Raw genomic sequence first — 22511 nt, forward strand, 5'->3', positions numbered from 1 at the left:
CGGGTAACACCTGCTTACCTGCCGCAGGACGACACGAAAGTTCTCACCGTCATGTCTGAGACAACTGGTGCCAGCTACGCAGCCGCGGGCGTCGACATCGAGGCGGGCGACCGCGCCGTAGAGCTGATGAAGGAGTGGGTGAAGAAGACACAGCGCCCCGAGGTCCTCGGCGGCCTCGGCGGTTTCGCCGGTCTCTTCGACGCCTCCGCCCTCAAGCGCTACGAGCGTCCGCTGCTCGCCTCCGCCACGGACGGCGTCGGTACGAAGGTCGACATCGCGCGTCAACTGGGCGTGTACGACACCATCGGCCACGACCTGGTCGCCATGGTGATGGACGACATCGTGGTCTGCGGCGCCGAACCGCTGTTCATGACCGACTACATCTGCGTCGGCAAGGTCCACCCCGAGCGGGTCGCGGCCATCGTCAAGGGCATCGCCGAGGGCTGTGTGCTCGCCGGCTGCGCCCTCGTCGGCGGCGAGACCGCCGAGCACCCCGGCCTGCTCGGCCCGGACGACTTCGACGTCGCCGGCGCCGGCACGGGCGTGGTCGAGGCCGAACGTCTGCTCGGCCCGGATCGTATCCGTACGGGTGACGCGGTGATCGCCATGGCGGCCTCCGGCCTTCACTCGAACGGGTACTCGCTCGTCCGTCACGTCCTGCTCAACCAGGCCGGTCTCTCCCTGGACGCGGAGATCGCCGAGCTCGGCCGCACCCTCGGCGCGGAGCTCCTGGAGCCCACCAAGATCTACTCGCTGGACTGCCTGGCCCTCACCCGCACCACCGAGGTCCACGCCTTCAGCCATGTCACCGGCGGCGGTCTGGCCGCCAACCTGGCCCGTGTGATCCCCGACACCCTCCACGCCACGGTCGACCGCTCCACCTGGACCCCGGCCCCGATCTTCGACCTCGTGGGCACGACCGGTCAGGTCGAACGCCTGGAGCTGGAGAAGACCCTGAACATGGGCGTGGGCATGATCGCCATCGTCCCCGAGGAGTCGGCGGACGTGGCCCTGACCACCCTGGCGGACCGCGGCGTCGAGGCCTGGGTCGCGGGCGAGATCACGGACCGCGCCGAGCACACCACGGGCGCGGAAATGGTCGGCGACTACGCACGGGGCTGAACGGCAGTAAGCCCCTGACTGAGGCCGAAAAGGCCCGACCGTCAGGGGCGGGAAACTGCGCGAGGAACCGCAACGCGACCCGGGGTCGCCGAAATTGCGGTGGACCCGAGCTATTGGGCGCCCCCGCTCAGAGCGGAGCGAAACCGCACAAAACCCGGTCCGGCGGAGCAACCCTCCCGGACCGGGTCGAGCGCGGCTAGATCGTCAAGCGCCGCGACGATGAGAGGCAGGACCGGACTGGTCGTCCTCGTCGTCCTCATCGTCGTTGTAGAGATCCGCGTACTGGGCGTACGGGTTGTCTTCGTCCTCGTCATCCTCGAACGGCTCGCCGTTCGGCGGTTGGCTCGAAGTCGAAGCGCCCAGCTCGCTGGCCAGACGCGACAGGTCAGTCCCGCCGCTGTTGTACTTCAGCTGGCGGGCGACCTTCGTCTGCTTGGCCTTGGCCCGGCCGCGCCCCATGGCTCGACCCCCTCGGTGACGGGGCTCGACGGCCCCAGAGTCTTGACACGCGTTCATGATCTAGAACGGGCTCTCCGCGGAGAGACCGGTCCGTAGGGCTTCCACGGTACCTGAGCCCACGCCCATACGGTACGTCGCCCGCAGGACGTGCCCGTGCCCAGAACCTGCGAGGAGCCCTTTCCCCGCTGGTCAACGGTGATTTTAACCGTTTCTGGGCGGGCGACCCGCCGACGGAAGTGAGAGTTCTCTCTAAAGCCGCCGGCGGGTACCGCCGACGCCGCGCGAAAGCCGTGCGGCGTCTTCCCCGAGGCTCAGCGACCGCGTGAAGCGGCCGCCTCGTGCATCCGCTGCTCGGCGATCCGGTCGGCCGCGGCGGCCGGCGGAATACCATCCATCTTCGCACGTGCGAAGATCGCCAGAGTGGTGTCGAAGATCCGCGCTGCCTTCGCCCTGCACCGCTCGAAGTCGAACCCGTGGAGCTCGTCGGCGACCTGGATGACCCCGCCGGCGTTCACCACGTAGTCCGGCGCGTAGAGGATCCCGCGGTCGGCGAGGTCCTTCTCGACGCCGGGGTGCGCGAGCTGGTTGTTGGCCGCGCCGCACACCACCTTGGCGGTCAGGACGGGCACGGAGTCGTCGTCGAGGGCTCCGCCGAGCGCGCAGGGGGCGTAGATGTCGAGCCCCTCGGTCCGGATGAGCGCGTCGGTGTGCGCGACCGCGCGGACCCCTTCCGGATGCCTGTCGAGGATGCGCCGTACGGCGTCCTCGCGCACGTCCGTGATCACGACCTCGGCGCCCTCGGCCCGCAGATGCTCCACGAGGTGGTGGCCGACCTTGCCGACGCCCGCGACACCGACCGTGCGGTCCCGCAGCGACGGATCGCCCCACAGGTGCTGGGCGGAGGCCCGCATGCCCTGGTAGACGCCGAAGGCGGTGAGGACGGACGAGTCGCCGGCGCCGCCGTTCTCGGGCGACCGCCCGGTCGTCCAGCGGCACTCGCGGGCCACGACGTCCATGTCGGCGACGTAGGTGCCGACGTCGCACGCGGTCACGTACCGGCCGCCGAGGGAGGCCACGAACCGTCCGTAGGCGAGCAGCAGTTCCTCGCTCTTGATCCGGTCGGGGTCGCCGATGATCACGGCCTTGCCGCCGCCGTGATCGAGACCGGCCATGGCGTTCTTGTACGACATGCCGCGCGCGAGGTTCAGGGCGTCGGCGACGGCCGCCGCCTCGGTCGCGTACGGGTAGAAGCGCGTGCCGCCCAGTGCGGGGCCCAGCGCGGTGGAGTGGATGGCGATGACGGCCTTGAGGCCGCTGGCCCGGTCCTGGCAGAGCACGACTTGCTCGTGACCGCCCTGGTCCGAGTGGAACAGGGTGTGCAGGACGCCGTCAGATACTTCGGTCACTGTGGTGACTCCTGGGTAAGAAGCGGCGGTGGGTGACAGGCTCCCGTACGGGTGGCGGGGTCTGTGAGCATGAGAGTAGAGCCTGCGTCCGCCGTACAGCGGCGCAGCCTCAGGATCACCCCCCGGCCGGAGTACGGACGTGGTGCGATCCGCACAGTTTTCCGGCCCGCCCATGTGCGGATTCGGCAGGTTTCCCCGGTGGCAGCCGGGGGAGGGAGCAGGCGTGCCCAAGGTGTCCTCGGTGATCGTCCCGTACGCGTCCTACCTCCGCGTGTACGAGCCGCTGGCGGCCTTCCCCGAGCCGGAGCGCGGCCACTGGGACCGCTACGCCCGGCGCCCCGACCGTCCCTCGTACCAGGACGAGCTGCGCCGCTCGCTGGCCGACCTGCTGCCGACCCCGCCGGTGCCCGTGCCGGTGCACGAGAGCGACGACGCCTTCGTGCTGGAGGTCGACGGCGTGGTCTGTGTCTGTCCCTGGCGGACCCGGCTGCGCGGCTGGCAGGCGCTCGGCGACCTGGCCGAGGAGCTGCCGGCCCCGGTCCTGGACGCGGTGCTGCCGCCGCTGGTGCGCCACCAGGCGAGCCAGGACTACGAGCGCTGGATGGTCGGCAACCCCGACGCCCGGCCCTGGATCCGCACCGCGACCTGGCATGTGCCCCTGAACTGGTTCGTCCTCGTCTCGGACGAGGAGCGGACCTACGAGAAGGGGTCGGGGGAGGGGGGATCCGGCGAGATCTCGCCGGTGCTTCGCTATCGCACTCCCATGGTGCAGGCCCGGCGGCGCGTGGCGCGGGGCCTGCGGACCCTGCGGGAGGCCATCGACGAGGGGCCGCTCATCGACGGTCTCATCGACGTGGGCCGCTGGCTGGAGGAGTTCCACCCGCGCTCGCTCGTCGAGCTGGACTACGGCGGCCTCGTGCACGTCCTGCCGGCCGCCGAGCTGGACGGCGACCACTCCGCCGCCGACGTCGCCGAGGGCATCGAGGCCCTGCGCGCCGGGGACGGCCTCGCCGCCGGGGAGGCGTACGGGCGTCTGGTCGAGCGCTGGCGGGCGGTACGGGACCGGCGCTCGGCGAACTGAACCGGGCCGAACCGGTTGAACCGGCTCAACCTCGCGTCCGTACATGTGACTTGTGGGGCTGATGGGAAAAGGCTTTCCACGAAAGCCGAACCGTGGTGAACTGTCCACCCTTGACCCAAGCTTGACGCAACGCAGTGACCTGCGTGTGTCATCGTGGGACGTAGGTCCCGATCCGGGCTTTTGTGTCAAGAAGCCGCCAAGCGTGACGGATTGCACTTACGCGGGCCTTGCCTCTTACGCACCTCCTCGTGTCAAAATAGGACAAGGAGCCCGGGGGAGGCTCCTTCTGCCCACGTATGGGTGGAATCTCAGCATTGCACGCTATTGGGGGGTCTCGTGACTCCTGCACGCCACTGTGACTGATCGTCACAGTGGCGTGACTGTCCGCTATGGCATGGTCCATCGGCATCCGTCGCTGATGAACACCTGGGAGGGCAATTCCATCGGTTTGGCCGACGCGGCTGGACAGATGGTGTAGTTGTAGTGCCGAGGACAAGCCGTTCGTCCTATAACCGACTCGACTCGCGTCCGCCATTTCGGGCAACGCGGGTCAAGGTGCAGAATTTAGAGGAAAGAACCGAGAAGGTTCGGTTCTCCCGAGGAGGCCGCTCATGACCGCTCGCACCCCTGATGCCGAGCCGCTGCTGACCCCGGCTGAGGTCGCCACCATGTTCCGCGTCGACCCCAAGACGGTCACGCGGTGGGCGAAGGCCGGCAAGCTCACGTCCATCCGCACGCTCGGCGGACACCGCCGTTACCGCGAGGCTGAGGTCCGCGCACTGCTCGCGGGCATTCCGCAGCAGCGCAGCGAGGCCTGACCATCGCATAACAGGGCATTTCGGCTGGTCCCCCAATCGGCCGGAAGCCTGAAAGCACCGCTCAAGCAGCTTCAAGCGACGCGGGTTCTGCCCCAACAGATCCCACGCCCGAGCCATACAGAGCTTTCCGGGAGGCCCAGGCTTCCCGGGCATCGTCAGGCAAGCGCCAAGGGTGCGTCGTAGATCGCGCTGGACTCCGCCGGGTCCAGCGCGATCTTTTTTGTGCGCGGAGCCAGGGGGGAATCGACGGTTCCGGGTCGGTTCTGGGTCGATTCCGGGTCGGTTCCGGTCCGGACGCGGCGGGTTGTGCGCGGGCTTGACGGACTCTGGGGAGGGGCGTCGGATCTCCTGTGCAGGACCCCGGGGACTGGTGCAATTGCACATATTAAATTGACTAGTTGTAGGGGACTGGTAAGAACCGGCGATCCGAAAACTCGTTCAGTGACACCCGTCACATGCCGGGCTCCTTGTTGCCTGAGCGGCATCTGCGGTAAAGGGGGCGGGAGTTGAGCGTGACGCACCCCTGCCGAGTGTTTTCCCTGCGGGACGCGTCTCACGCCTTGGCGGGCGTCTCGTCCTCCGTGGGGTCCTCGGCGCCGTCCTCGGCGCCCGAGGGGTGTTCCGTCGCCAGCCGCAGCAGGCGGTGGCAGATCGGGCAGTGGTGGGTGAGGTGGCGGTACGAGGAGGCGGCCGACAGGTGAGCACGGAGCAATGCGCGAGTCTCGTGCCGAGCGGACGCCGCCATACGCCACCTCCGTGGGTCTCTGGCCCCTGAATCTGAGGTACCGGCGGAATGTGACGCCGTCAACCCCCACGGCGCCGAGGGAGAGCCTCAGGCCCCTCCCCGGGGGCGCGGGGAACTGCGCGACCAGCCCCAGGCGCCCCGCGCGGGCCCAACAGCCCAGGCAGCGCGCGCTCTTGGACGCACAGGCGGCGAAGGGGCAGCAAGAAGGCCCGCATCCCAGAGGGATGCGGGCCTTCTTCGTCGTGCGGTCCTGACGGGATTTGAACCCGCGGCCTCCACCTTGACAGGGTGGCGAGCACTCCAAACTGCTCCACAGGACCAGGTTTCGCAGTCCGCGCCTTGTTGCCGCGCTGGCCTGCGAGAAGAGACTGTACAGGAGCGGTGGCCCCACGGTCGAACTCACCCGGTGTGCATGGCCGATTACGGAACAGCGGCGTCGATCGCCTTCACGATCCGCTTGTCGGAGACGGGGTAGGCCGTGCCCAGAGCGTGCGCGAAGTAGCTGACCCGCAGCTCCTCGATCATCCAGCGGATCTCCTTGACCGAGGAGGGTACGGGCCGCCCCTGGGGCAGCTGTTCCAGCAGCCAGGCGTACTCGTCGCGCATCTCGTGGACCTTCTCCATCCGGGACGTGTCCCGCTGGACGCCGGTCGGCATCTGCTGCAGCCGGCGGTCGGCCGCCACCAGATAGCGCATCAGGTCCGGCAGCCGGCGCAGCCCCGCCTCCGTGACGAACCCGGGCTTCACGAGGGCGTCCAGCTGCCCCCGTACGTCCGTGAGGTTGGCGAGGAGGGCCGGACTGCGGGTGGACTTCAGACGGCGTTCACAGGCCTGCCAGGCGGCCAGTACCTGCTGCACCTGGCCGACCGTACGGACCGTCGTGTCGACGATCTCCGCGCGCACCTTGTCGTACAGCTTGCGGTACGACGACTCGTCCCACGCCGGTCCGCCGAAGTCGGCGATCAGCTTGTCGGCCGCGGCCATCGCGCAGTCGTCGAAGAGCGCCTGGATCGAACCGTGCGGGTTGGCGGACAGGGCCAGCTTCTGCGCGTTGGTGAGCTTTTCGCTCGCGAACTTCGCAGGGTTGACCGGAATGTTTCGGAGGATGAGCCTACGGGTGCCCTTCCACATCGCCTCCATCTGTTCCGCCTCCGTGTCGAAGAGGCGTACGGAGACGGTGCCGGCCTTCGGCCCGTCGTCGACGAGCGCCGGATATGCCTTCACCGGCTGCCCGGCCCGGCGTGTCTCGAAGACCCGGGTGAGCGAGCCGATCGTCCAGTCCGTCAGGCCGGTCCGCTCGACGGACTCGCCGCCCTGGCGCTCGGCGGTGGCCGCGGCGGCCTGGGAGAGGGCCTGGCGGGCCTTCGGCTTCAGCCGCAGCCGCAGCGACTCCAGGTCCTTGTCCTCGGCCAGCTTCCGGCGCCGCTCGTCGACGATCCGGAAGGTGATCTTCAGATGGTCGGGGACCCGGGACCAGTCGAAGTCCTCGGGGGTCAGCGGCACCCCCACCATGCGCTTGAGCTCGCGGGCCATCGTCACCGGCAGCGGCTCCTGGAGGGGGACCGCCTGGTCCAGGAAGCGGCGCGCGAAGTTCGGCGCCGGTACGTAGTTCCTGCGGATCGGCTTGGGCAGGGAACGGATCAGCTCCGTCACCACCTCCTCCCGCAGGCCCGGGATCTGCCAGTCGAAGCCCTCGTCGGAGACCTGGTTGAGGACCTGGAGGGGGATGTGGACCGTCACTCCGTCCGCGTCGGCGCCCGGCTCGAACTGGTACGTGACCCGGAACTTCAGCTGTCCCTGGCGCCAGGAGTCCGGATAGTCGGCCTTCGTGACCGCCTCGGCCGACTCCCGGATGAGCATCTCCCGCTCGAAGTCCAGGAAGTCGGGCTGTTCGTGGCGCTTGTGCTTCCACCAGGAGTCGAAGTGGGCGCCGGAGACGACATGCTCGGGGACGCGTTGGTCGTAGAAGTCGAAGAGCGTGTCGTCGTCGACCACGATGTCCCGGCGCCGGGCCCGGTGCTCCAGCTCCTCGACCTCGCTGAGGAGCTTGCGGTTGTCGGCGAAGAACTTGTGGTGCGTGCGCCAGTCGCCCTCGACGAGCGCGTTGCGGATGAACAGCTCGCGGCTGGCCTCCGCGTCGATCCGGCCGTAGTTGATCTTCCGCTGGGCGACGATCGGTACGCCGTACAGCGTGACCTTCTCGTACGCCATCACGGCCGCCTGGTCCTTCTCCCAGTGCGGCTCGCTGTACGTGCGCTTGAGGAGGTGCTCGGCGAGGGGTTCGACCCACTCGGGCTCGATCCTCGCGTTGACGCGACCCCAGAGGCGGCTCGTCTCCACCAGCTCCGCGGACATCACGAAGCGCGGGGGCTTCTTGAAGAGGGCCGAGCCCGGGAAGATCGCGAACTTGGCGTTCCGGGCGCCCAGATACTCGTTCTTCCCCGAGCCCCTGCCGCTCTCGGCCCCGGCGTCCTTCACGTCCTTCATGCCGATGTGGGAGAGCAGGCCGGCGAGGAGGGAGACATGGATGTGCTGTTCCGGGGCGTCGTCCTCGTTGAGATGGATGTCCATCTGTTTGGCGACCGTGCGCAGCTGGCTGTAGATGTCCTGCCACTCACGGATGCGCAGGAAGTTCAGGTACTCCTGCTTGCACATCCGCCGGAACGACGACGAGCCGCGCTCCTTCTGCTGCTCGCGGACGTACCGCCAGAGGTTGAGGAAGGCGAGGAAGTCGCTGGTCTCGTCCTTGAAGCGGGCGTGCTGCTGGTCCGCCTGGGCCTGCTTGTCGGCGGGGCGCTCGCGCGGGTCCTGGATGGAGAGCGCGGCGGCGATCACCATGACCTCGCGGGCGCAGCCGTTCTTGTCGGCCTCGACGACCATGCGGGCGAGACGGGGGTCGACGGGCAGCTGGGAGAGCTTGCGGCCCATCGGGGTGAGGCGCTTGCGTACGTCCTTCTGCCCGGGATCGAGCGCGCCGAGCTCCTGGAGGAGCTGGACGCCGTCGCGGATGTTGCGGTGGTCCGGCGGGTCGATGAACGGGAACTTCTCGATGTCGCCGAGGCCGGCCGCGGTCATCTGGAGGATGACGGAGGCGAGGTTCGTCCGGAGGATCTCCGCGTCCGTGAACTCGGGGCGGGCCTCGAAGTCCTCCTCGCTGTAGAGGCGGATGCAGACACCGTCGGAGGTACGGCCGCAGCGGCCCTTGCGCTGGTTGGCGCTGGCCTGGGAGATCGCCTCGATCGGGAGCCGCTGGACCTTGGTGCGGTGGCTGTAGCGGCTGATGCGGGCGAAGCCCGGGTCGATGACGTACTTGATGCCGGGGACGGTGAGGGAGGTCTCGGCGACGTTCGTGGCCAGAACGATCCTGCGACCGGTGTGCGGCTGGAAGACGCGGTGCTGCTCGGCGTGCGAGAGCCGGGCGTAGAGAGGGAGGACTTCGGTGAAGCGGTAGTTCTTCTTGACCAGCGCGTCCGCCGTGTCCCGGATCTCGCGCTCACCGGAGAGGAAGACGAGGATGTCTCCCTTGCCCTCGCCCTGAAGCTCCTCGACGGCGTCGCAGATGGCGGTGATCTGGTCGCGGTCGGCGTCGTCGGAGTCCTCTTCGAGTAGGGGGCGGTAGCGCACCTCCACGGGGTACGTACGGCCGCTGACCTCGACGATCGGCGCCTCGCCGAAGTGGCGGGAGAAGCGCTCGGGGTCGATGGTCGCGGAGGTGATGACGACCTTGAGGTCGGGGCGCTTGGGCAGCAGCTGGGCGAGATAGCCCAGGAGGAAGTCGATGTTGAGGGACCGCTCGTGGGCCTCGTCGATGATGATCGTGTCGTAGGCGCGCAGCTCGCGGTCCGTCTGGATCTCGGCGAGCAGGATGCCGTCCGTCATCAGCTTGACGAAGGTGGCGTCCGGGTTGACCTGGTCGGTGAACCGCACCTTCCAGCCGACCGCCTCGCCGAGCGGCGTCCGCAGCTCCTCCGCCACCCGCTCGGCGACGGTACGGGCGGCGATACGACGGGGCTGGGTGTGCCCGATCATGCCGCGCACGCCACGCCCCAGCTCCATACAGATCTTGGGGATCTGGGTCGTCTTGCCGGAGCCGGTCTCGCCCGCGACGATGACGACCTGGTGGTCGCGGATGGCGGCCGCGATCTCGTCCTTCTTCTGGCTGACGGGCAGCTGTTCGGGGTACGTGACGGCCGGCACGCGTGCGGCGCGCTCGGCCATGCGGGACTCGCCCTTGGCGACCTCCGCCTCGATCTCGGCGAGAACGGCGGCCCGGGCCTCGGGCTTACGGATCTTGCGCGCGCCTTCGAGTCTGCGGCCGAGCCGGTGCGCGTCGCGCAGGGACAGCTCGGCCAGACGAGGGGCGAGGGCGCCGAAGGCGGGGGCGGGGGCAGGGTGAGTGGACATACGGGACCCAGGATCTCACCTCCGGGAAACGAGGGGCGAACGCTTTTGCGTGCGCCCGTCGCGGGTGCGGGGCCGAACCGCCGGGCGTGCGCCGGAGACGTCCACGTTTGCCGCATACGCGAAGACCCCCTCCGGCTACCCGGAGGGGGTCTTCGTTCGCTGTGGCTGGGGCCGGGGTCGAACCGGCGACCTATCGCTTTTCAGGCGATCGCTCGTACCAACTGAGCTACCCAGCCGCGATGTTTCACGTGAAACACCAGCGGTCCTGACGGGATTTGAACCCGCGGCCTCCACCTTGACAGGGTGGCGAGCACTCCAAACTGCTCCACAGGACCAAGATGCGTACGACAGTGTCGCACACGTTCTTGCGTGCCCCCAACGGGATTCGAACCCGTGCTACCGCCTTGAAAGGGCGGCGTCCTAGGCCGCTAGACGATGAGGGCTATCGGCCCGCCTGGGCGCTTCGTCAGCGCGTCGGGGACGTGAGAAGCATATGGGATGGCGGGAGGTATCGCCAAAACGGTTTACGGGCCACCGGGGGACTCCTCGGTTGACGTGCTCCCCGACGGGGACGGGGACTCCTCGTCGCCGGGTTCGGCCCCCGGCTGGTTCTCCTTCGGCAGGTGGCGGCTGACCTCGGCCGTCGTCAGGCCCAGCCCGCCGAGTTCGATCTCGTCCCAGGCCTGGAGGCGCCGGGTGTCGCGGTCGAGGTACAGGACCGAGGCCTGGATGGGATCGGGGTACTTGCCCTCCACGGCGCGCAGACCGCTGCCACCGGTCGAGCCCTCGATACGCAGGCGAGTGCCCTGGTCGAGGACCTCCATCTCCGGGTGATGCACATGCCCGGCGAGCACGAGCGGGACCTCGCCGTCCGTCTCGCGGGCCGCGTCCGGGTTGTGGGCGATCGCGATGTCCACGGGGCTGCCGGCCGCCCGCTGGGCACGCAGGGCGTCCGCCAGCTGCCGCCCGGCCACCTGCTCCGAGGGCAGGCCCGCCTTGTCGGTCGAGCGGTCCGGGGTGAACTGCGGGTCCCCGATCCCCGCGAAGCGCAGCCCGCCGACGGTCACCGCCTTCCCCTCGTCGAGGACGTGCGTGTTGTCGACGCCCTCCAGATAGCGCTGTGTCTCGCGCGAGTCGTGGTTGCCGCGCACCCAGACGTACGGTGCGCCGAGGTCGGCGATCGGGTCCAGGAACGCGTTCTCGGCGGCGCTGCCGTGGTCCATGGTGTCGCCGGATTCGACGATGACGTTGATCTCGTACTGCTCCACCAGCGAGGCGATGATCTTCCAGCTCGCGGGGTTCAGATGGATGTCGGAGACGTGCAGCACGCGGATGGTCGTGGGGTCCGGCTGGTACGCGGGGAGCGTGGACGTGACGTCGTACAGCTTGGTCACGTTCGTCACCAGGCGGGCCAACTCCTTCTGGTAGATGTCGAATTCGGTGACGATGCTGCGCGCGTTGCCGACGAGGGACGGCGCGGAGGAGAGCAGGCCGGAGAACTTGGGTTCCAGGACCGAGTTGGGGTTCCAGGTGGCGGCGGCCGTGCCGCCGGCGCCGGCCAGCAGGACGAGGGCGAGGCCGCCCGCGGCGAGGGCGCGGCGGGGCCGGCGGAACACGGCGAGGCCCAGTGTGGTGGCCCCGACGACGACGGCGACGCCCGACCGTACGGCCAGGTCGATGGTGCCGTGCTGCACGTCCGAGGCGATCTCCTCCTGCAGTCCGGAGATCCGCTCGGGGTGGTCGACCAGGGCCTGGGCGCGTTCCGGGTCGAGCTGGTCGACGTTCACGTCCAGGCGGACGGGGGCGTTGTGGCTGTGCAGCTCCAGGGCGCCGAGGGGGGAGACGTTGATCTTCGTACCGCCGGTGAGGGACGGGCGCAGGGTCATCGTCGTGTTCATGGGGCCGACGGGGGTGCGGACGTTGCCGACGATCAGCAGGCCCAGCCAGGCGCCGAGCAGCACGACCGCGACGAGGCCGAGCGCACGTCCCCAGGGGTGGGGGTGGTGGACCAGTTCGAGGGTCGGGTGCGTGCGGCGGGAGCGGTAGTGCCGGGCCAGGGCGCGCGGGGCCCGGGGCATGGCCCGGGAGACGCGGCGCAGAGCGGACCGCAAGGCGGTCCTCAGGGCGTTGCCGGTCTTGTCGGCGTCGGTGGCGTCGGTGGCGTGGGTGGCTGGGGCGGCGGGGACGCGTGCCATTGGTCCCGTATGCCCAGGGGGGAGGACGGATATGCGGGGGGCGAGTTGCGGGGGTCGTGCATGACAATGGCCCTGTGCTGGAGATGACGCGCGAGGAGTTCGAGGAACTGGTCGCCGAGGCGTTGGACCGGATTCCGCCGGAGCTGACGCGGCTGATGGACAACGTGGCGGTGTTCGTGGAGGACGAACCGCCCGCCGACGATCCCGAGCTGCTCGGGCTCTACGAGGGGACTCCGCTCACGGATCGCGGTGAGTGGTACGCCGGGGTGCTGCCGGACCGGATCACGATCTACCGGGGGCCGACGCTGCGGATGTGCGAGTCGCGGGAGGACGTGGTCGCGGAGACCGAGGTGACCGTGGTGCACGAGATCGCGCATCACTTCGGGATCGACGACGCGCGGCTGCACGCGCTCGGATACGGATAGCCGGTCCCGGGCCGTTTGCCGTCTGGGGGCTGCTTGCCGTCTCGGCCGGGGAATGCCGTCTCCAGTGGTGCGGCCGTGCGAGTGGGCTCGGGGCGGTGGGGCGTGCGGGCGGGCGTGGTGCCGGTCACGCAGGTCCCCGCGTCCTCGGGAGGGGGCGCCGCTCGGCCGGGGCCGTGACATGCGGCACTTCCGGGCCGCGCGCGCAGGGGCTTCCCGCTGCGCGTGTCTTCTTGCGGGCGGCGGGAGTTGGGCAGGGGGACTCCTCATTCCGCCCCCCTCGGAGGTGGCCGCCGTGCGTGCCTTGAACGTATCCGTCCGTCTGGCCGCCACGGTCCTGGCCGTCGCGGCAGCCGGCGGCTGTATGAGCGTGGGGGACGAAGGGCGGAAATCCGGGCCGTCGCCGTCCGTGGGGCAGCGGGGCGGGGAGAAGCCGGACGGGGGCTCCGCGGTGACGGGCGGAGGCGGCACGGGCTACCAGGCCGGTCAGGGCAAGCGCCGTGGCTCCGCCTCGCCCGACCCCTCCGCCAGCCGGTCCGCCTCCCCCTCTGCGTCGCCGTCCGGGGCCGCCAAGCCGTCCGGCAGGGCGGAGCCGCCCAAGGGGGGACAGGACGAGGGGAAGGGCGAGCGGCCGGAGAAGCCCGAGCCGACGAAGGGTGAGCCGACTCCCACGCCGACGGTCGAGCAGCCCGAGCCGGAGCCGACGAAGCCGGTGGAGCCCCCGCCGTCGCCGGAGCCTTCGGCCGAGCCGTCGTCGTCCGCGCACGAGCAGGGGGCGCAGTTGGTGGAACGGGAGCCGGCACCGCAGGCGGGCAACACGGCGTAGGTCCGCGGCGGTTGGTCCGGAAGGGCGCCGCGGCGGGGGAGGGCGTCCGCGTGGCGTACGCCACGCCCGCACAGGGCTCGCCCGGAGCTCGCCGGAGACGCTGCCCCTGCGGTCCCGCCGTATCTGCCGCAGCCCCGCTGAATCTGCCGCGCGCCCCTGACCTGCGGATCTCCGCTCAGTTTGCCTAGAGGGGTGGTGGGTGCGTATGGTGGTAGATCGTTTGATCCCATTTGCCCGGCGCCACCGCAGAGCGCGCCGTGTGGCGCGTACTCTCCCTTGCCGTGGCGGACCGCATAGAGGCGGTCGTGTGCGAATCACGGAGTTGACGGGCGCGTGCCGACGAGACTCCGGAAGGTTTCGCATACGCATGTCCATTTCCAGTACTGATCACGTCGTCGTGCCCGAGAACGGCGAGAACGACACCGTCGAGGCGGCGGCCCCCGAGGTCACCTTCGCGACCCTCGGTCTCCCCGAGGGCGTCGTGCGCAAGCTCGCGCAGAACGGCGTGACCAGCCCCTTCCCGATCCAGGCGGCGACCATCCCGGACGCCCTGGCCGGCAAGGACATCCTCGGCCGTGGCCGCACCGGCTCCGGCAAGACCCTCTCCTTCGGGCTGCCGACCCTGGCGACGCTCGCCGGCGGCCGCACCGAGAAGCACAAGCCGCGCGCCGTCATCCTCACCCCGACCCGTGAGCTCGCGATGCAGGTCGCGGACGCGCTCCAGCCGTACGGCGACGTCCTCGGCCTGAAGATGAAGGTCGTCTGCGGCGGTACGTCGATGGGCAACCAGATCTACGCCCTGGAGCGCGGTGTCGACATCCTCGTCGCCACCCCGGGCCGTCTCCGCGACCTCATCAACCGCGGTGCCTGCTCGCTGGAGAACGTCCAGATCGCCGTCCTCGACGAGGCCGACCAGATGTCGGACCTGGGCTTCCTGCCCGAGGTCACCGAACTGCTCGACCAGATCCCGGCCGGCGGCCAGCGGATGCTGTTCTCCGCCACGATGGAGAACGAGATCTCCACGCTGGTCAAGCGCTACCTGAGCAACCCGGTCACGCACGAGGTCGACAGCGCCCAGGGCAACGTCACGACCATGTCGCACCACATCCTGATCGTGAAGCCCAAGGACAAGGCGCCGGTCACCGCCGCGATCGCCTCGCGCAAGGGCCGCACCATCATCTTCGTCCGCACCCAGCTCGGCGCGGACCGTATCGCCGAGCAGCTGTGCGACTCCGGCGTGAAGGCCGACGCGCTGCACGGCGGTATGACGCAGGGCGCGCGCACCCGGGTGCTGGAGGACTTCAAGAAGGGCTACGTCAACGCGCTCGTCGCGACCGACGTCGCCGCCCGAGGCATCCACGTCGACGGCATCGACCTCGTCCTCAACGTGGACCCCGCGGGCGACCACAAGGACTACCTGCACCGGGCCGGCCGTACGGCGCGTGCCGGGCGTACGGGCACGGTCGTGTCCCTCTCCCTGCCGCACCAGCGCCGCCAGATCTTCCGGCTGATGGAGGACGCGGGCGTCGACGCCGGGCGTCACATCATCCAGGGCGGTACGTCGTTCGACCCCGAGGTGGCCGAGATCACCGGCGCCCGGTCGATGACCGAGGTCCAGGCCGAGTCCGCCGGCAACGCCGCGCAGCAGGCCGAGCGTGAAGTCGCTCACCTCACCAAGCAGTTGGAGCGGGCCACGCGTCGCGCCGTCGAGCTGCGCGAGGAGGCCGACCGGCTGACCGCGCGTGCCGCGCGGGAGCGGGGCGAGGACCCGGAGGCGGCTGTCGCGGCCGCCGCGGCCACCGTCGCGTCGGAGACCGGCGCCGCCGGCGTCGAGACGGACGGCGCGTCCGTCGAGGCCCCGGTCGCGATCGTCGAGCAGCCCTCGTACGACCAGCCGCGTCAGCGCCGCGAGGAGCGGGGCAGCGGCGGTTTCGACCGTCGTGACAACGACCGCGGCGACCGTGGCGGGTTCCGTCGCGACGACCGCCGCGACGGCGAGCGCGGTGGCTTCGACCGCCGTGACGACCGTCGAGACGGCGACCGCGGTGGGCGTTCCTTCGAGCGTCGTGACAACGACCGTGGTGGGTTCCGTCGGGACAACGACCGTGGTGGCCGTTCCTTCGAGCGTCGCGACAACGACCGCGGTGGTGTCCGCCGGGACAACGACCGCAACGAGCGTCGGGACGGCGAGCGTGGCGGGCGTTCCTTCGACCGTGACCGCAACGACCGTGGCGGGTTCCGTCGTGACAACGAGCGCGGTGGGTTCGAGCGCCGTGACGGTGAGCGCGGTGGGCGTCCCTTCGAGCGTCGTGACAACGACCGTGGTGGGTTCCGTCGTGACAACGACCGTGGTGGCCGTTCCTTCGAGCGTCGCGACGAGCGTGGCGGCCACCGGGGCAGCGACCGTCCCTTCAACCGCGACCGCCAGGGTGACCGTCCGGGCTTCCGCTCCGGCGGCCACGAGCGCCCGTACGGCCGTCGTGACGACCACCGGGGTAGCGGCACCGGCACCGGCACCGGCACCGGCTCCTCCTTCGGCCGTCGTGACGAGAAGCCGCGCTGGAAGCGCAACGGCTGACGTCGGCTGACACACCTCGCAGGGCCCGTACGACTCCGGTCGTACGGGCCCTGCGCCTTTCCCTCCTCCGCGCCTCGCCGGTTTTCGGCCATGGTGTGGCGCATGTCACGTCCCTGGAGAGGGAATTGCTGGGGGCATGACAGATGACGACATAGCCCGTGGGGCAGCCGGGGCTTCGGCCCCGGACTCTGTGTCGGTCTCGGTGTCCGACGAGGAACGGCTCGCCCAGCTGGGCTACACGCAGGTCCTCGCCCGCCGTATGTCCGCGTTCTCCAACTACGCGGTCTCCTTCACGATCATCTCGGTCCTGTCCGGCTGTATGACCCTCTACCTCTTCGGCATGAACACCGGCGGACCCGCGGTGATCACGTGGGGCTGGGTCGCGGTCGGTCTGATGACGCTCTTCGTGGGTCTGGCCATGGCCGAGATCTGCTCGGCCTATCCGACCTCCGCCGGCCTGTACTTCTGGGCCCACCGACTGGCGCCGGAGCGCAGCGCGGCGGCCTGGGCGTGGTTCACGGGCTGGTTCAACGTGCTCGGCCAGGTGGCCGTGACCGCCGGCATCGACTTCGGCGCCGCGTCCTTCCTGGCGGCGTACCTGAACCTGGAGTTCGGCTTCGAGGTGACGCCGGGCCGGACGATCCTCCTCTTCGCCGCGATCCTCCTGCTGCACGGCCTGCTGAACACCTTCGGCGTCCGGATCGTCGGGCTGCTGAACAGCATCAGCGTGTGGTGGCACGTGGTGGGTGTGGCCGTCATCGTCGGCGCGCTCGTCATCGTCCCGGACAGCCATCAGTCGGCGTCCTTCGTGTTCACCGAGTTCGTCAACAACACGGGCTGGAGCAGCGGGCTGTACGTGGTGCTGCTGGGGCTGCTGATGGCGCAGTACACCTTCACCGGGTACGACGCCTCCGCCCATATGACCGAGGAGACGCACGACGCGTCGACGGCCGGCCCCAAGGGCATCGTCCAGTCCATCTGGACGTCGTGGGTGGCGGGTTTCGTCCTCCTCCTCGGCTTCACCTTCGCCATCCAGTCCTACGACGGCGCGCGCGAGTCGGCCACCGGGGTGCCGCCCGCGCAGATCCTCCTCGACGCGCTCGGCGCGACCGGCGGCAAGCTGCTCCTCCTCGTCATCATCGGCGCGCAGCTCTTCTGCGGCATGGCCTCCGTCACCGCCAACAGCCGCATGATCTACGCCTTCTCGCGCGACGGCGCCCTGCCGTTCTCGCACGTCTGGCACACGGTCAGCCCGCGTACGCGCACCCCCGTGGCGGCGGTCTGGCTGGCGGCGGGCGGCGCGCTCCTCCTCGGCCTCCCCTACCTGATCAATGTCACGGCGTACGCGGCCGTCACCTCCATCGCGGTGATCGGCCTCTACATCGCGTACGTCATCCCGACCCTGCTCCGGCTGCGCAAGGGCGACGCCTTCGAGCGCGGCCCCTGGCACCTGGGCCGCTGGTCGCGGGTGATCGGCCTGATCGCGGTGGTGTGGGTCCTCTTCATCACCGTGCTGTTCATGCTCCCGCAGCTCTCCCCGGTCACCTGGGAGAACTTCAACTACGCCCCCGTCGCCGTGCTCGTGGTGCTGGGCTTCGCGGCGATCTGGTGGGCCGCCTCCGCCCGCCACTGGTTCCTCAACCCTGAGCACGCGCGCAGTGTGGCCCGGGAGGCGGCACGGGAGGCGGCAGGGGAAGCGGCACGTGAGGCGGCAGGGAAGGGGGCGCCGGAGCCGATCGATCCGTGATGCGTGACCCGTGACCCGTGATGCGTGGCCGGGCCGGGCCGGGCCCTGGCCGGGCTCGGGCTCCTGGCCTTCGTCGCCTGGCGGCTCCCGGCTCGGCCAACTCGCCCGACTTCCGCCGATCTTCCGCCCGTTCTGTTCTGCGGCGAACCTTTTTGCGGCACTCCGACGCGGCCGGGTCACCGATACCCGATCGGACTCCCGGCCACGTCCGGCTATGCTCGGGGAGGCAACATCGTCTGGGCCCTTAGCTCAATTGGCAGAGCAGTGGACTTTTAATCCATTGGTTGTGGGTTCGAGTCCCACAGGGCCTACGGTTCGCGGGTGGGGGATATCCCCTCTGACCTGCTAAGCAGCGCCTGAGTCGGCTTCGGTCGGGTCGGGCGCTGCTTCGTTCCCAAGCCACTGCGAGCCTGGTTCTCGGACGCGGTCACCTCGTCGAGCCGGTCGCGGGCTTCCGGGATGCTCGGCACTCCCCTGCCCGTCCGGCCGACGTGACCGGCTTGAGCCGAACGGCAGTGGGGGTCCAGCCGGCGCGCGCCGGCAGGACCCCCACTGCTTGCCGTGCCGTTCTCGGCGCGGCGGGCCGCCTGTGGGTCAGTGGTCGGAGTAGCTGAAGTCGCCCATGGTCCAGGCACTGACCTCCTCGATCGCAACGCGGTACATCCCGCCGGTCTCCGGGATCCCGACCGTGCCCTGCAGGATCCGGGCGACATGGAAGTGCAGGTGCGTGGGTGGCCCGTCCTTCTTCGCGGGGGTGTCGAAAACGGCGGAGAACTCGCTGAGGTGGGCGGAGTCCGTCAGCACCTCCGACACCCGCTGCCTCCACACGGCTTCGGGAGCGAGGCGACCGGTGATGACAGCACCACCGGTGACCACGGTCAGCGACATCTGGTTGCTGTGCCCGGACTCGACAAGGGCGGCGATGTCAACGATCAGCTCGTCAGGCTTCGGCATGGCACCGGATTCTATGCACCGTCCCGGGCGGGCGGCTCTGGCGGCGGCGCTAGCGGCAGGACGGGCGCATGCGGTCCTGCCGCTGTAGGCCCCGTCGGGGGACGCGGCGGGGCGTTCCGGACGTCGGCCCTGGCCCGCCGAACCCCGCTGCCGCGGCTGTGGGGGCTCACCCGTGCGCCGGACCTGCGCTGCGGACGGTCCCAGGTGTTCGCAGATCACCCGAGAGGGATACCTCATCGCCGGGTGCTCCAAAATCTATGCTCGCCGGAGTAGACATTGAGGACTTGGTTCATTAACGTTTCTCTCGTAGCCGAGATCGAGAGAGCCCCGGCAGACACGAACTGCCGGGCAGCAGTACACGCATGACGGTGCGGTGGTGGAGTTTCGGAGCCAGGTTGTTGTACGACGGCGACGGGACTGACGACCGGACCGGGTGGCCCGCAGTGATGAGGGGCCGCCGTACGCAGTCCCCGTTTTGTAAGTGATTGGTTCAGAAGCAAGAACGGAGGAGTCGAGCGCCATCAGGATCGCCCGGGCCGGAGACATGAGCTCGGGTACCGCAGGACATCGATAGGCAGGTGGTCTCCGGTCACGCATCCGCGATCCCCGCACCCCCGTCGGCGTATCGGGCGGCTGTGCGGAAGTAGAAGGCCGACGCAGTACTAAAGTCGGCAGATGGTGTTTGCAGTTCCTTCGGGGCCTTGGTGCCGTACGGCACCAAGGCCCCTCGACGCGTTCCACAGAGAGGTGAGATGACAGCAGACGAGTCGCTAGGACGTCTCGACGACGACGATTACCCCGCCTACACGATGGGCCGGGCCGCCGAGTTGCTCGGTACCACTCCCGGCTTCCTCCGGGCCATCGGCGAAGCGCGACTGATCACACCATTGCGCTCCGGGGGCGGACACCGCCGCTACTCCCGCTACCAGCTTCGTATCGCGGCCCGCGCGCGTGAACTCGTCGACCAGGGCACCCCGATCGAGGCCGCATGCCGGATCATCATCCTCGAGGACCAGCTCGAAGAAGCCCAGCGCATCAACGCCGAATACCGCCGTGCCGACGAATCGTCCGATCCATCGGCCGACGCTTGAGGTGAGCGGGCCCGCCGGTATCCGCGGGCCCTCACGCGCGCAGGGCAGGGATGTGACACGCGGGGATGGATCTCGTGCCCGAACGATCTCCCTGAACGATCTCCCGAACGGTTCTCCCGGCACTTCGCCCGCCTCCAGCCCCGGGCACGCATCAGGGCCCTCGCCGGGTCGCGGCGCCGCCGCAGCGGGTGACGGGTGGCGCGTCTCCTCCGGGATGCCCCGTACGGCCGCGTGCGGACGAGACAGTGGTGGATGTCGGTCGGTCTAGGTTCCTCTTCCCTGGACTGGAACCCGGCTCCCTTGATACCGCAAGTGATACTGCAACGGACGCCCTGCGCGTCGCCGAGCCCAGGGTTTTCGTCTGCCGGTACCGGGTGGAGCGTCTACTCACACCTGTGGTCGCCCCGACCCCTACGCCACCCCCGGCCCTCGCCCATGCCCCGCCTCCGACGCAGCCGGAGGCGTCAGCCTCACCGTGGCGACGTACGCGACCACCACCGCCACGATCACCAGCGGCATGACGGTGACCCCCTGGGCCCCGATCAGCAGGGTGGCCAAAAGGACGGAGACCAGCGGGAGGCGCAGCATCGCGGCGCTCATCGCCCCGATGCCCATCGCGAACCCCGCGACCAGGCTCAGCCCCGGCAGATGGGAGCAGAGGATGCCGCCCGCCGCTCCCACGAACATCGCGGGGAAGATCGGGCCTCCCCTGAAAGCGCTGAGCGACGCGCAATAGGCGAGGCCCTTGCACAGCACCAGGAGCGCCAGCGCGCCCACCGAGTACGCGGCGCTGTCGGCGAGGAAGGGGTCCAGCGCCGTCTGCCCCGAATACAGCACGTCGGTCGCCTGTTTGCCGGTGCTTTCCGCGTAGCCGATCGCCAGTCCCGCCACGACCAGGCCCATGACCACGGTGGCAGGCACCCGTCGCCGCTCGACGCGCTCGCGGAGCCGCACGGCGAGCCACCGGATGCCCGCACCCACGAGCGCGGCCGACAACCCGATGACCAGCGCCCAGCCGAACTCCGCCGCGGTCGGGCGTGTCGCCTCGGGTACGTCGTTCAGGGCCAGTGAGTAGGTGCCCAGCCCGCTCCAGGAGCCCAGCCCGACGAAGACGAGCGCGCCGACACCCGCGGCCAGCAGTCCGGGCACCAGCACCATCGTCATCATCGGCCCGCCCAACCCGGAGGCCTCCATCAGGAGGAACGCCCCCAGCAGCGGCGACCCCAGCAGCGAGCTGACGGCCGCGAAACTCCCGGCCGCGCCCAGCACCGCGCTCATCTGCTCCGGAGGGTCGCGTGCGACCAGCCGTACGGCACCGGCGGCGAGCCCGCTGCCGAGTGCCAGGAGGGGTGCCTCGGGCCCGAGGACGGCGGCGAAGCAGAGCGTCGCCAGGGCGGCGAGGAAGATGCCGGGCAGTTCGACGGGCGGGGGCGCACCGGTCGGCTGGAACCCGGCGCTCGGTTCATGACCGCCGTGCCCCGGCAGGTACCGGACCGTCAGTCCCACCAGCAGTCCACCGACAGCGAGCAACGGCAGCGGCCACCAGGCCGGCGTTCCGTCGAACCCCAGTGCCTCGGGCAGATCCGAGTAGATCAAGGGCTCGGCCTCGCCCACCAGGGCGAGAAACCCGAACGCCGCCGCGGACACGGGTACACCGATCAGCGCGGCCATCGCCAGAAGCGCCAGGTACGCGCGACTCCGGAGAAGTGCCACCGGATCCGGCGGCGAGCCGGCCCCGGATCCGGTCGTGTCGACCGGCACGCGCTCCACCTCCTCGCATCGCCCTTCGCGTTGCCCTTGGGCACTGCCACCTGGCGCGAGCGGCACGCGTCCGAGCGTGGCATGCCGGACACCAACCGGCATTCCGTTGACGGTCGCCGTCACGCTCAGGTGTGAACAACGCCGACTGTCTGGTGGCTGAATGTGGTCATCCGGCCATCGATATGGGGCGGTCTGGGGTCGCCTGAGGCTCACCCGAGGCAGGCGCTCTTCCGCTTGATGGTTTCTTCTGGGGCGAGCGCGGCATTCACGCGTCGCTTTTCGGCCACTCCTTGGGATTTGCGCAACATATTCAGTTCATCGCCTGGTTGGGGCGACATGTCTGCATGTGTGCGCCGTGAACGCGGGGAGGGGCGGATGAAGAGGATCCTGGTGACGGCGGGGTTCGTCGGGATTCTGGTGGTGGGGTCGGCCGTGCCGACCGCCGCCATCTCGGATGCGGGGTCGACGCCGTTGCCCGGCACCGGGGCCAGGGTGGAGGTCAGCGCGTGGCAGTGCAACGCCTACGCCGACAAGTGCTCCTTCAAGACGTCGACGAAGACCATGAGGGGCGGGACCAGGTACCGGGTCAGCAAGATCAGCAACACGGCGACGGTGAAGGCCAACGGCTGGCAGGCGACCCTCGCGCTGAGCCCGAGCGGCACGCCGGTGAGTGAGAACACCCGGCAGGTCAGCTGGACGAACAAGAACACCTGGATCGCCGACGTCAGCGGTATCGCCGACCCGGGCGGATCGCTCAACACCAGTATCACCACCTGCTCCGACGGCGGTGCCTTCAAGTCCGGCGTCAAGGCGTTCGCCTCTGCCTGCGCCAACGACTGAACCGGCGGGACCGATCGGTGAGAGAGAAGAGAGAAAAGAAAGCCAAGAGGAAGCAGGCGAAG

The 22511-nt window shown here is 69.6% G+C and carries 16 protein-coding genes and 5 tRNA genes; 10 read left to right on the forward strand and 11 right to left on the reverse strand.

Annotated features, from left to right (window positions below; translation table 11 throughout):
- Window positions 1-51: 51 nt before the first annotated feature.
- The gene (purM, locus tag RM704_RS24505; protein ID WP_033526755.1) at window positions 52-1122 is read left to right on the forward strand and encodes a phosphoribosylformylglycinamidine cyclo-ligase; all 1071 of its coding nucleotides are present in this window, start codon (window positions 52-54) and stop codon (window positions 1120-1122) included.
- A gap of 204 nt (window positions 1123-1326) precedes the next feature.
- Here purM and RM704_RS24510 read toward each other — a convergent pair whose 3' ends face one another.
- Both RM704_RS24510 and RM704_RS24515 read right to left on the reverse strand, forming a co-directional pair.
- Window positions 1327-1581: a DUF3073 domain-containing protein gene (locus RM704_RS24510; RefSeq protein WP_033526756.1), complete on the reverse strand. Its 255-nt coding sequence runs from the start codon at window positions 1579-1581 to the stop codon at window positions 1327-1329.
- Between the two features lie 311 nt (window positions 1582-1892).
- The gene (locus RM704_RS24515; protein ID WP_033526757.1) at window positions 1893-2987 is read right to left on the reverse strand and encodes a Leu/Phe/Val dehydrogenase; all 1095 of its coding nucleotides are present in this window, start codon (window positions 2985-2987) and stop codon (window positions 1893-1895) included.
- A 223-nt stretch (window positions 2988-3210) separates the two neighbouring features.
- Between RM704_RS24515 and RM704_RS24520 the strand changes: the two genes are divergently transcribed.
- Complete coding sequence (locus RM704_RS24520) at window positions 3211-4068, forward strand: DUF8083 family protein (RefSeq protein WP_033526758.1); 858 nt, start codon at window positions 3211-3213, stop codon at window positions 4066-4068.
- A 611-nt stretch (window positions 4069-4679) separates the two neighbouring features.
- Window positions 4680-4886, forward strand: a complete 207-nt coding sequence (bldC, locus tag RM704_RS24525; protein WP_003949541.1) for a developmental transcriptional regulator BldC — start codon at window positions 4680-4682, stop codon at window positions 4884-4886.
- A 553-nt stretch (window positions 4887-5439) separates the two neighbouring features.
- Here bldC and RM704_RS24530 read toward each other — a convergent pair.
- From RM704_RS24530 to RM704_RS24560, 7 genes are all read right to left on the reverse strand, one after another.
- A complete protein-coding gene (locus RM704_RS24530; RefSeq protein ID WP_033526759.1) occupies window positions 5440-5631 on the reverse strand; it encodes a DUF6274 family protein in 192 nt (63 codons plus the stop codon).
- 245 nt (window positions 5632-5876) lie between these two features.
- Window positions 5877-5951: transfer RNA gene (locus tag RM704_RS24535), tRNA-Asp, on the reverse strand.
- Window positions 5952-6051: 100 nt separating this feature from the next.
- Complete coding sequence (gene hrpA / locus RM704_RS24540) at window positions 6052-10035, reverse strand: ATP-dependent RNA helicase HrpA (protein ID WP_033526760.1); 3984 nt, start codon at window positions 10033-10035, stop codon at window positions 6052-6054.
- A 162-nt stretch (window positions 10036-10197) separates the two neighbouring features.
- A tRNA-Phe gene (locus tag RM704_RS24545) sits at window positions 10198-10271 on the reverse strand.
- Window positions 10272-10295: 24 nt separating this feature from the next.
- A tRNA-Asp gene (locus RM704_RS24550) sits at window positions 10296-10370 on the reverse strand.
- A 35-nt stretch (window positions 10371-10405) separates the two neighbouring features.
- Window positions 10406-10478: transfer RNA gene (locus RM704_RS24555), tRNA-Glu, on the reverse strand.
- 81 nt (window positions 10479-10559) lie between these two features.
- Complete coding sequence (locus tag RM704_RS24560) at window positions 10560-12230, reverse strand: metallophosphoesterase family protein (protein ID WP_033526761.1); 1671 nt, start codon at window positions 12228-12230, stop codon at window positions 10560-10562.
- Between the two features lie 74 nt (window positions 12231-12304).
- Here RM704_RS24560 and RM704_RS24565 point away from each other — a divergent pair, with 74 nt between their 5' ends.
- From RM704_RS24565 to RM704_RS24585, 5 genes are all read left to right on the forward strand, one after another.
- On the forward strand, window positions 12305-12655 hold the full coding sequence (locus tag RM704_RS24565; protein ID WP_009327618.1) for a metallopeptidase family protein: 351 nt from the start codon (window positions 12305-12307) through the stop codon (window positions 12653-12655).
- A gap of 292 nt (window positions 12656-12947) precedes the next feature.
- Entirely contained in the window at window positions 12948-13478 is a 531-nt protein-coding gene (locus RM704_RS24570; protein WP_192829627.1) for a hypothetical protein, read from the forward strand.
- Window positions 13479-13845: 367 nt separating this feature from the next.
- Window positions 13846-16056: a DEAD/DEAH box helicase gene (locus RM704_RS24575; protein ID WP_033526763.1), complete on the forward strand. Its 2211-nt coding sequence runs from the start codon at window positions 13846-13848 to the stop codon at window positions 16054-16056.
- Between the two features lie 136 nt (window positions 16057-16192).
- Complete coding sequence (locus RM704_RS24580; RefSeq protein ID WP_052145976.1) at window positions 16193-17803, forward strand: amino acid permease; 1611 nt, start codon at window positions 16193-16195, stop codon at window positions 17801-17803.
- A gap of 238 nt (window positions 17804-18041) precedes the next feature.
- Window positions 18042-18114 (forward strand) — tRNA-Lys (locus RM704_RS24585).
- A 283-nt stretch (window positions 18115-18397) separates the two neighbouring features.
- On the opposite strand, the gene RM704_RS24590 is transcribed toward RM704_RS24585, so the two are convergent.
- Window positions 18398-18757, reverse strand: coding sequence for a GvpU-like protein (locus tag RM704_RS24590; protein WP_033526764.1), 360 nt, complete (start codon window positions 18755-18757; stop codon window positions 18398-18400).
- Between the two features lie 752 nt (window positions 18758-19509).
- Between RM704_RS24590 and RM704_RS24595 the strand changes: the two genes are divergently transcribed.
- Window positions 19510-19848 carry a MerR family transcriptional regulator gene (locus RM704_RS24595; RefSeq protein ID WP_033526765.1) on the forward strand — a complete coding sequence of 113 codons (339 nt, stop codon included), beginning with the start codon at window positions 19510-19512 and terminating at the stop codon, window positions 19846-19848.
- A 411-nt stretch (window positions 19849-20259) separates the two neighbouring features.
- Here RM704_RS24595 and RM704_RS24600 read toward each other — a convergent pair whose 3' ends face one another.
- Complete coding sequence (locus RM704_RS24600; RefSeq protein WP_033526766.1) at window positions 20260-21609, reverse strand: chloride channel protein; 1350 nt, start codon at window positions 21607-21609, stop codon at window positions 20260-20262.
- A 375-nt stretch (window positions 21610-21984) separates the two neighbouring features.
- Here RM704_RS24600 and RM704_RS24605 point away from each other — a divergent pair, with 375 nt between their 5' ends.
- Window positions 21985-22449: a hypothetical protein gene (locus RM704_RS24605; RefSeq protein WP_033526767.1), complete on the forward strand. Its 465-nt coding sequence runs from the start codon at window positions 21985-21987 to the stop codon at window positions 22447-22449.
- Window positions 22450-22511: the final 62 nt, after the last annotated feature.

Origin of the sequence: Streptomyces gottesmaniae (genome assembly GCF_031845845.1) — a bacterium.
In the GTDB taxonomy this organism is placed as follows: Bacteria; Actinomycetota; Actinomycetes; order Streptomycetales; family Streptomycetaceae; genus Streptomyces; species Streptomyces akebiae.